10 protein-coding genes are annotated in these 9,670 nt (G+C 71.9%); 7 read left to right on the plus strand and 3 right to left on the minus strand.

Annotated features, from left to right (window positions below; genetic code table 11):
* Positions 1-820, plus strand: an 820-nt coding sequence (locus tag HUV06_RS11835) for a 2OG-Fe(II) oxygenase (protein ID WP_174301470.1), incomplete at its 5' end; no start/stop codon positions are given.
* A 30-nt stretch (positions 821-850) separates the two neighbouring features.
* Here the strand turns inward: HUV06_RS11835 and HUV06_RS11840 are convergent.
* Entirely contained in the window at positions 851-1,783 is a 933-nt protein-coding gene (locus HUV06_RS11840) for a 2-hydroxyacid dehydrogenase (protein ID WP_174301471.1), read from the minus strand.
* A 98-nt stretch (positions 1,784-1,881) separates the two neighbouring features.
* Here HUV06_RS11840 and fmt point away from each other — a divergent pair, with 98 nt between their 5' ends.
* Together fmt and truA are read left to right on the plus strand one after the other, a co-directional pair.
* Positions 1,882-2,808 carry a methionyl-tRNA formyltransferase gene (fmt, locus tag HUV06_RS11845; RefSeq protein ID WP_174301472.1) on the plus strand — a complete coding sequence of 309 codons (927 nt, stop codon included), beginning with the start codon at positions 1,882-1,884 and terminating at the stop codon, positions 2,806-2,808.
* Positions 2,809-3,066: 258 nt separating this feature from the next.
* Positions 3,067-3,807 carry a tRNA pseudouridine(38-40) synthase TruA gene (gene truA, locus HUV06_RS11850; RefSeq protein WP_174301473.1) on the plus strand — a complete coding sequence of 247 codons (741 nt, stop codon included), beginning with the start codon at positions 3,067-3,069 and terminating at the stop codon, positions 3,805-3,807.
* 5 nt (positions 3,808-3,812) lie between these two features.
* On the opposite strand, the gene HUV06_RS11855 is transcribed toward truA, so the two are convergent.
* Together HUV06_RS11855 and dapE are read right to left on the minus strand one after the other, a co-directional pair.
* Positions 3,813-4,370, minus strand: a complete 558-nt coding sequence (locus HUV06_RS11855; protein ID WP_174301474.1) for a hypothetical protein — start codon at positions 4,368-4,370, stop codon at positions 3,813-3,815.
* 3 nt (positions 4,371-4,373) lie between these two features.
* Entirely contained in the window at positions 4,374-5,531 is a 1,158-nt protein-coding gene (dapE, locus tag HUV06_RS11860) for a succinyl-diaminopimelate desuccinylase (RefSeq protein ID WP_174301475.1), read from the minus strand.
* Positions 5,532-5,654: 123 nt separating this feature from the next.
* Here dapE and HUV06_RS11865 point away from each other — a divergent pair, with 123 nt between their 5' ends.
* The 4 genes from HUV06_RS11865 to HUV06_RS11880 all read left to right on the plus strand — a co-directional run.
* A complete protein-coding gene (locus tag HUV06_RS11865; protein WP_174301476.1) occupies positions 5,655-6,110 on the plus strand; it encodes a two-component system response regulator in 456 nt (151 codons plus the stop codon).
* 19 nt (positions 6,111-6,129) lie between these two features.
* Complete coding sequence (locus HUV06_RS11870) at positions 6,130-8,484, plus strand: ATP-binding protein (protein ID WP_174301477.1); 2,355 nt, start codon at positions 6,130-6,132, stop codon at positions 8,482-8,484.
* 209 nt (positions 8,485-8,693) lie between these two features.
* The gene (locus tag HUV06_RS11875; RefSeq protein ID WP_174301478.1) at positions 8,694-9,401 is read left to right on the plus strand and encodes an RNA-binding protein; all 708 of its coding nucleotides are present in this window, start codon (positions 8,694-8,696) and stop codon (positions 9,399-9,401) included.
* A gap of 39 nt (positions 9,402-9,440) precedes the next feature.
* On the plus strand, positions 9,441-9,670 hold a 230-nt coding region (locus HUV06_RS11880), incomplete at its 3' end, for a translation initiation factor IF-2 associated domain-containing protein (protein ID WP_174301479.1).

Below are 9,670 nucleotides of genomic sequence, written 5' to 3' on the forward strand. Positions count from 1 at the left end.
CTGGGCCACGGCCTCGACGCCGCCGGGCGTCGAGCTGGCGCATGTCATGGCGTCCGAGCTGTTCCAGGCGGCCGACGAGGGGATCGCCGTGCTGGTGGCCGACCGGTCGCTCCGGCTCGTGGCGCAGATCGACCCGCGGGGCGAGGCGGACGGGGTGGACGCCGCCCTGACGGCCCTGGACCGGCTCGCCGCCGAACCGGCGCGCGAGGTCGTCATGCCCGCGCCCGTCCTGATCCTGCCGCGCCTGCTGGACGCCGACGCCTGCGCCCGGCTGATCGCCCGCTTCGAGGCGGGCCGTCATGTGGAGGGCGCCATGGCCTCTGTGGACGCGGATGGCGCGGCCATCAGCCGGATCTACGCCGCCAGGAAGCACCGCCGCGACCTGACGCTCGACCCTGTGGAGCCGCTGCACGCCGAGGTGGTGGCGGCGCTGGCCGCACGTCTGGTTCCGGAAATAGCCAAGGCCTTCCAGGTGCAGGTGGCGCACCTGGATCGCATCCTGGTGGCCCGCTACGACGACACCGGCGGCTATTTCCGCCGCCATCGTGACAACAGCTCCGCACACCTGGCCTATCGCGAGTTCGCGGTGTCGGTGAACCTGAACACCGGCGAGTATACCGGCGGCGAGCTGCTGTTCCCCGAGTACAACGACCACCGCCACAATCCGCCCGCGGGTGCGGCTCTGGCCTTCTCCGCCAGCCTGCTGCACGAGGCCGCGCCCGTGCGCCGCGGCAGCCGCTATGTGCTGCTGACCTTCCTGCACAGCGACGCGGCGGAAGCGCGCCGACGGGCGGCGCTGGCGGAGGCCGTGAAGGTCTGACCGGCTTTTTCCCCCCCGTGTAGGGGAGGGCTAGCCCTCCACCGGGGTGACCGGCGCGGCGCCACCCAGCACGGCGTCCAGGTTGGCCTTCAGCATCAAGAGCATTCCCCTCACCGCCTCGCGGGTCGCGCCCGCCGTGTGCGGGGTGAGGACGGTGTTCGGCACGTCGGCCCAGCGGCGCGCCGGACTGGGCTCCTCGGCGAAGACGTCGAGCGCAGCGGCGCCCAGCGTCCCAGCCGCAAGGGCGGCGATCAGGGCGTCCTCGTCCACCAGTTGGCCCCGGGCCACGTTGACGAGCAGGCCTCGGGGCCCCAGCGCCGTCATCACCTCGGCGGAGATCAGGCCGCGGTTGGATTCGTCGGCGCGGCTGGCGACCACCAGGATGTCGGCCCAGTCCGCCAGGGCCAGCAGACTGTCCCGGCGCGGCCAGGACGCTCCAGGCTTCGGCCGCGGTCCCCACCAGGCCGTATCCATGCCCATGACGTCCGCCCGCCGGCCGAGCGCCTCCCCGATCCGGCCGAGCCCGACCAGCCCCAGCTTCTGATCCTTCAGCGAAGATGTTAGGGTCTTGTGGCGCACGCTCCAGCCGCCGTCCCGCACCTCGCGGTCGCCCTCCACGATCCGGCGGCGCGAGGCGAGGATGAGGCCGAGCGCATGGTCGGCCACGTCCTCGTGGTTGACGCCCAGGGCATGGGTGACCTCCAGCCCGCGCCCGCGCGCCCAGGCCACGTCGATGCCGTCATAGCCTGAGGTGAAGCAGGCGATCAGCTTCAGCGCCGGCATGGCTTCGAGCCGCGCCTTGTCCAGGGCGAACTCGCCCGCGACCACCACCGCCAGCACCTCGCGCTCCGCCTCGGGCGAGGGGGCGGCCCAAGCGCGCAGCACGGTGAAGCCGGGATCCAGCTGGGCCGCAATCCCTTCCAGGTGGGGCTGCATGACGAGGATCGTGGGCTTTGCGGTCAAGGCTGCGGCTTTCGGGCGGTGCGCGTGCAGCATAGCGCCCGCGCCGGCCCTGCGGCGAGACGTGACGGCGGCGTCCGGGCGCCCTAACAACCGCCGCCATGCGCCTGGCCTTCCTCGGCACCCCCGATTTCGCCGTCCGAGCCCTGGCCGCGCTGGTCGCCAGCGGCTACCAGGTGGCGGCCGTCTACACCCAGCCGCCGCGGCCCCGTGGCCGGGGCCAGACGCTGCAGCCCTCGCCAGTTCACGCCTTCGCCGAGGGCCTGGGGCTGGAGGTTCGTACGCCGGCCTCCATGAAGGCGGCCGACGTTATCGCCGGCTTCCGCGCGCTGGAGCTGGAGGCGGCGGTGGTGGTCGCCTACGGCCAGATCCTGGTGCGCGAGGTGCTGGAGGCGCCGCGGCTCGGCTGCTTCAATCTGCACGGCTCCCTGCTGCCGCGCTGGCGGGGCGCGGCGCCCATCCAGCGGGCGATCATGGCCGGGGACGCGGTGACCGGCGTTCAGGTGATGCGGATGAGCGAGGGGCTGGACGAGGGGCCCGTCCTGCTCTCCGCCACCGTGCCCATCGCTGTGGACGACACGGCCGCGACCCTGCAGGCCAGGCTGGCGGAAGCCGGCGCGGCGCTGCTGCCGCCGGCGCTCGCCGCGATCGGGTCGGGGACGGCGGTGGAGACGCCCCAGGCGGTTGAGGGCGTCACCTACGCCAGGAAGATCAAGCCGGCGGAGGCGCGGATCGACTGGACCCGCCACGCCGCTGAGCTGGACGCCCACATCCGCGGCCTGTCGCCCTATCCCGGCGCCTGGTTCGACGCCCCGTCGACCCGCGGGCCGGTGCGGGTGAAGGTGCTGCTCTCCCGGGTCGAGGCGGGTGGCGGCGCTCCGGGCGAGGTGCTGGACGGCGGCTTGCGCGTCGCCTGCGGCGAGGGTGCGGTGCGCCTGCTGCGGCTGCAGCGCGAGGGCAAGGGCCCGCAAGACGCCGAGACCTTCCTCCGCGGCCTGCCACTGACGGCCGGAACACGGCTGGGATGAGGAGCGTCCTGATCCTCCCCTGTTGGAAGACGGAGGTCGCGGATGGCGCAGGCCAGTCTCCTCCCCTGCGCAGCGGGGGAGGTGGCGCGGCGCAAAGCGCCGTGACGGAGGGGGCGTCGCCGCTGGCGGTTGGCGCGCAGGCGCTGGCGACGCCCCCCTCACCAGGCTTCGCCTGGTCCCCTCCCCCCGCTTCGCAGGGGGAGATAAGACTTGGCGGCGCATGCAATCCCGCGGGAAAGGAGCATCAAGGGGGCGCCCGTGCCCCGCTATAAGCTCACCCTCGAATACGACGGCGGCCCCTACCGCGGCTTCCAGCTGCAGGACGGCGTACCCTCGGTGCAGGCTTCGCTGGAGCGTGCGATCGCAGGTTTCTGCGGCCATTCGGCGCGCGTGCACGTGGCCGGCCGTACCGACACCGGCGTCCACGCCACGGGCCAGGTCGCCCACATCGAGCTGGACAAGGCGTGGCGCCCTGACGTGGTGCGCGACGCGCTGAACGCCCATCTCGTCCCAGAGCCGATCTCGGTGCTAGCGGCGGAGGTCGCGCCCAACGACTTCCACGCCCGCTTCTCCGCCGTGGGGCGGCGCTACCTCTACCGGGTGATCGACCGCAAGCCGCCGCCGGTGCTGGAGCGGGCGCGCGCCTGGTGGGTGAAGACGCCTTTGGACATCGAGGCGATGGCGCAAGCCGCCCGCCAGCTTCTGGGGACGCACGACTTCACCACCTTCCGTGACATGCAATGCCAAGCGAAGTCGCCGGTGAAGACGCTGGACCTCGCCAGCGTCGAGCGGGTCGGGGAGGAGGTCTGGCTGCGCTTCGCCGCGCGCTCCTTCCTGCACCGGCAGGTCCGCTCCATGACCGGCAGCCTGGTGGAGGTGGGCGCCGGCCGCTGGACGGTGGCGCGCCTGGGGGAAGCGCTGGCGGCGCGGGATCGCCGCGCCTGCGGCCAGGTGGCCCCGGCGCAGGGGCTGTATCTGACGGGAGTGGAGTACGGCTGAGCGTCTCAGCTAAGCAGCCGGCCCGCGCCTACGTCGGCGAAGGCGCCCCAGGCCAGCGAGAGGACCACCACCAGCACCACAGGGGCGAGCTCGCGGCTGAGGGTCTCGCGGGCGATGCGCCAGGTGATCAGCACAGACAGGCAGAGCAGCAACAGGCTGCACAGGCTGAAGGCCTGCTCGCCTGAAGGCCCGAGCAGGGCGAGGAGCGATGCGGCGAGGAGCGCGACGTTCAGATACAGCGCCGCCCAGTTGTTCACGATGACGAAGGCGGTGTACCCGGCCTTGAACCGCATCGGCCCCGAGATGATCGCCAGCAGCAGCGGGAAGCCGAAGGCGTCCAGCACGTGCGCAAGCGACGCCTGCCAGAGCGCGGCGTTGGAGGGCGCGTGCTCCACCAGGGCCACCGCGGCGACATAGAGCGGCAAGGCCAGTATCGGACCGATGAAGGAGCGCACGAAGCCGCCGGGGGTGAAGTCGAAGCCCTGCTCCCAGGCGGGGTCGCCCCGGACCAGCCGCACGATGCCCGTCGCCGCCGCGCGGGCCTCCAGGGTCAGGGCGAGCACCGCTCAGGCCGCGCCGAAGGTCTTGAAGTAGCGCCGCAGCACGCCCTCGTAGACGCGGGTCAGGGCGTGGAGCTCGGCCACCGGCGTGCGCTCGTCCACCATGTGCATGGTGGTCCCCACCAGCCCCAGCTCCACCACGGGGCAGAGCGCGCGGATGAAGCGGGCGTCCGAGGTGCCGCCGGAGGTGGACAGCTCGGCCTTGCGCCCGGTGGCCTCTTCGGCCGCGGCGGCCACCAGGTCCACGAAGGCGCCGGGCTCGGTGTAGAAGGCCTCGCCGGACATCTTGATGTCCAGGGCGACGGTCCCCGCGAAGCTCGCATCCGCCCGAGCCCGCTCCTCCTCCAGCCACGTCAACAGCTCCGCACCCTTCCAGCGGGGATTGAAGCGGATGTTCAGCCGGGCCTGTGCGCGGGCGGGGATGACGTTGTGGGCCGGATTGCCGACCTCCAGGTCGGTGACCTCCAGGCGCGAGGGCTGGAACTCCGGGTAGCCGTCATCGAGCTTGCGGGTCCGCAGCCGCTGCAGGAACTCGAGCAGCACCGGCACGGGGTTGGCGGCGCGGTGGGGGTAGGCCACGTGGCCCTGCACGCCCACCACCGTGACCACCGCGTTCAGGCTGCCCCTCCGGCCGACCTTGATCATGTCGCCGAGTTCGGCCGAGGACGTCGGCTCGCCGACCAGGCAGTGGTCCACCCGCTCGCCCTCTGCAGTCAGCAGGTCCACGATGCGCCGTGCGCCGTCGTGGCCCGGGCCCTCCTCGTCTCCGGTCACCAAGAGCGAGATCGAGCCGCGCGGCGGCCCGTCGGCCAGCACTGTGGAGGCGGCGGCGACGAAGGCGGCCACCGCGCCCTTCATGTCCACCGCGCCCCGGCCGTAGAGCACCCCGCCCACCACGTCGGCGGCGAAAGGGCCTTCGCTCCAGGCCGCGGCGTCGCCCACCGGCACCACGTCGGTGTGGCCGCCGAAGCAGAAGTTGGGGCTGGCGGTCCCGTAGCGGGCGTAGACGTTCTCGATCTCGCCGAACTTCAGCCGGCGGCAGGCGAAGCCCAGTGCCTCCAGCGCCTGCTGCAGCACGTCCATGGCGCCCGCGTCGGCTGGGGTGACGGAGGGGCGGCGGATCAGGTCGCGGGCCAGCTCGACGGGGTCCAGGCGTGCGCTCATGCCCGCGCTTAGCCCGCGAGGTCCGGCCCTGCAACGTCGCGCGCGTAAGGTCTGCGTTAACCGTGACGCGAGACAAAGCTGTACGGCTGGAACTCCATCCGGCGCATGGGGAGCACGAGGGCGATGGCTTATCGCATCGTAGCAGTGGACGACAATCCGGTGGTGACCCAGCTGATCGCCGCGGTGCTGGGGCAGGCTGGCTACGACGTGGAGGTGCTGGCCACCGGCGGCGAGACGCTGGTCGCCCTGCAGCGCAACCCGCCGGACCTGCTGCTGCTCGACCTGCAGATGCCGGGCCTGGACGGGTTGGAGGTGTTGCGGATCGTGCGCGAGCAGAAGGTCTGCGCCGGCATGCCCGTGCTGGTGCTGACCGCGGAAGACGACAGCCACTACGTCGGCAAGGCCCGCGAGCTGGGCGCGGCCGGCTACATGCTGAAACCCTTCCGGGCCCAGGACCTCAGCGCCAAGGTGCGCCGCATCCTGGTGGATGCCGACACTGTGTGGCTGGACGACTACCATACGGTAACCCGTTCGTCCGATGATGGATGGAGCCGCGCATCGGGCCGCGCCAAGAGCTGACCGCGAGCGACACGACTCCATGGACGCCGAACAGGGCCGCCTGGCCGCTCTGCACGCTTATGACGTGCTGGACACGCCCGCCGACCCTCAGCTGGACAAGATCACAGCCCTGGCGGCTGAGCTGTTCGACACCCCTAACGCCGGCATCACCCTGATCGACGCCGAACGCGCCTGGATGAAGGCGCGCGTGGGCGACATCGCGGTCGAGACGCCTCGCGCCATGGGTTTCTGCAACACTACGGTGAAGGTCGGGGCGGGCGACACCCTCCTGGTCGAAGACGCCCGGCTCGATCCAGCCTTTCGCGACAACCCCTTCGTCACCGCGCCGGGAGGTCTCAGATTCTATCTCGGCGCGCCGCTGGTGACCCGCGACGGCCATGCGCTGGGCGCGCTCTGCGTCTTCGACACCCGGCCGCGCAGCGATGTGAGCGCGCGCGACCGCCGCCGGCTGCAGGTGCTGGCCGAGCTGGTGGTGGACGAGCTTGAGCTGCGCCGCGCCGCCCGTCAGGTGGTGGAGGCCCAACGCCTGCTGTCGCTGGCCGAGTCCATGGCGGGCGTCGGCCACTGGAGCCTCCGCCGCCGCGACTTCCACACCACATGGTCGGACGAGGTCTACAGGATCCACGGGCTGGAGCGGGACAGCTTCAACCCGAACCTGCAGGCGGGAGTCGGCTTCTACCATCCCGACGACCAGGCCAAGGTGGCGGCTGCGGTGGAGCAGGCCTTCGCCACCAAGGGTCACTTCAGCTTCGAGCTGCGGCTGCGCCGGGCCGATGGCGCATTGCGCCGGGTGGCCGCCCGCGCCATGTGCGAGCTGGACGAGGCGGGGGAGGCGGTCTCGCTGTTCGGCGTGTTCCAGGACGTCACCGAGCAGGCCTCCCTCGTGGAGGCCGCCAACGCCGCGTCCAACGCCAAGTCCGACTTCCTCGCCAATATGAGCCACGAGCTGCGCACGCCGCTGAACAGCATCATCGGCTTCACCCACGTGCTGGTGCGCGACGGCGACCTCGCGCCCAAGCACCGCCACCAGCTGATGCGCATCGAGGAGGCCGGTCGCGGCCTGCTCACCGTGGTCAACGACGTGCTCGACTTCTCCCGCATCGAGAGCCGGGGTGTGGAGCTGTCGCCGCGGCCCTTCTCGCCCGTGCGGCTGATGGAAAACCTGGTGGCGCTGGCCCACCCCCAGGCCATCGACAAGCACCTGTCCTTGGTGGTCGACTACCCTCTCGATCGTCAAGTGCTGGCGGTGGGCGACGTGGACCGCCTGCGCCAGGTGCTGATGAACCTGCTCACCAACGCGGTGAAGTTCACCGTGCAGGGCGAGGTGCGGCTGGCGCTGCAGACGCGGCGGAGAGACGGGCGGGTGCAGCTGGTGTTCCAGGTCTGCGACACCGGCATCGGCATCGCCCACGACCAGATCGAAGGGTTGTTCCACCGCTTCAACCAGGCGGACGGCTCCATCTCCCGCCGGTTTGGCGGAACGGGGCTGGGCCTGGCCATTTCCAAGCGCCTGGTGGAGGCGATGGACGGGACCATCGAGGTGTGGAGCGAGCTCGGCCACGGCTCCACCTTCGAGGTGCGCGTAAACCTGCCCGCCGCCGAAGCCTTGGCGGAAGCGGACCTCCTGCCGGCTATGGCGAACCCCGCCCACGGCGCAGGCCCGCTGCCGGCGGTGCGGGTGCTGGTGGCCGAGGACGTGCCGGTGAACCAGGAGCTGGTGCGCCTGATGCTGGCCCCGCTCGGTTGCGAGGTTGTGGTGGTCGGCGATGGCGAGCAGGCCCTGGACGCCGCGGCCGCGGGCGGCTTCGACCTGATCCTGATGGACATGCAGATGCCCGTGCTCGACGGCCTGGAGGCGACGCGCATGATCCGGCGTCTCGGCGGCGCGGCCTCGCGCACGCCCATCGTGGCGCTGACCGCCAACGTCCTGCCGGAGCAGATCGAGCGCTGCCGCCGGGCCGGCATGAACGACCACGTGGCCAAGCCCTTCGTCACCGAGGACCTGCAGTCCATGGTGCTGAAGTGGGCCAACGGCTCAGGCGCGACATCCGCCAGCCTGGCGCCGAACCCCGTGCTTGACGACCTGACCGCCCAGATCGGCCCCGGCCCCATCCGCGGCCTGCTGGCCAGCCTGGACGCCCAGATGGTGCAGATCCTCTCCACTCCGCTGGACACCGATCCCGCCTTCCTGTCGCGGCTGGCGCACAGCCTGCGCGGCGCGGCGGGCGCCTTGGGCTATGTGGAAGCCGCTCGCGCCTGCCAGGCGGTGGAGACGGCGCAGAAGGCCGGCGCCTCGGCCGACGGCGCCTTCACCGCTCTGCAAGCGGCCTGCTCCGCTGCGCGGGCGGCGCTGGTGCAGCGGCTCGCGGCCTAGCGGTATCTTCTCCTCTCCCGCGCAAGCGGGCAGGGGGACCGCGCGTAGAGGGGTGGAGGGGGCGTCGCGGGCGCCTGTGGATCAACAGCAAGCGGTGACGCCCCCTCCGTCCCGGCGCGTATCCGCACCGCGCCACCTCACATGCGTGCGCAGGAGAGGAGAACCGGCCCTCCCGCCCGGCGACCGGACCGTCTAGGTTGGCCGCCAAGATGTCTGACATGCCCCCGCCCCTCCCCCGAGCGCACGCCACCCATGCCCAGGCCTCGCGCGAGCGCCGCGACGCGGTCTCCGGCGAGGTGATGGCCGAGGCGCGCCTGGTGCGTTTCGTCGCTGCGCCGGACGGGCGGGTGGTCCCGGACCTCGCCCGCAAACTGCCGGGGCGGGGCATCTGGATAGCGGCGACCCGCGCCAGCGTCGAGCAGGCGGTGAAGCGCAACGCTTTCGCCCGCTCGGCCAAGGTCCAGCTCAGGCCCCCCGCCGACCTCGCCGATCAGGTGGCCGCCTTGCTTCGCCAGCGCCTGCTCTCCGCGCTCGGGCTTGCACGACGGTCCGGCGATCTTACCTCCGGCTTCGAGAAGACGGCCTCGGCGGTGGAGTCAGGCCGCGCCGCCTGGCTGATCGAGGCCAGCGACGGGGCGGCCGACGGGCGGCGCAAGATGTTCCAATGCATCGGGCGCACCGACAAGCCCCCCGGCGTGGTCGCCGCCTTCAGCTCGGACGAATTGAGTTTGGCCTTGGGGCTTGGACCTGTGATACACTTGGGCCTCCTGGCGGGTCAGGCTGCGCAGCGTTGGACGGTGGACGTCGAGCGGTATGCCGGTTTCGACCCGCTCCTTCCTCCAGGTTGGCGCGAGGGGCCGGGTGAGGGGCGCAGCGGTGACACGCCTGCGTCCGTCTGGCTTTCTGCAACCTTATGACTGCCCGGCACACGGCCCGGCGTTGAGTAAAGCGAGCGAATGAGCGACGGCGATAACGAGAACGGCGGCGGCGGCGAGACCCAAGGATCGGGCGCCGGGTCTGCGGCCCCTGCGGGTGGCGGCCGCGCGCCCCTGACCCTCAAGCCCCGCGGCGGCGGCGCAGTCCCCGCGGGCACCGTGCGGCAGAACTTCAGCCACGGCCGCTCAAAGACCGTGGTCGTCGAGACCAAGCGCCGCCGCGCGCCCGAACCGGGCGACCGTCCGCGCCC

Origin of the sequence: Caulobacter sp. S45, assembly GCF_903642205.1 — a bacterium.
Classification (GTDB): Bacteria; Pseudomonadota; Alphaproteobacteria; order Caulobacterales; family Caulobacteraceae; genus CAHJWH01.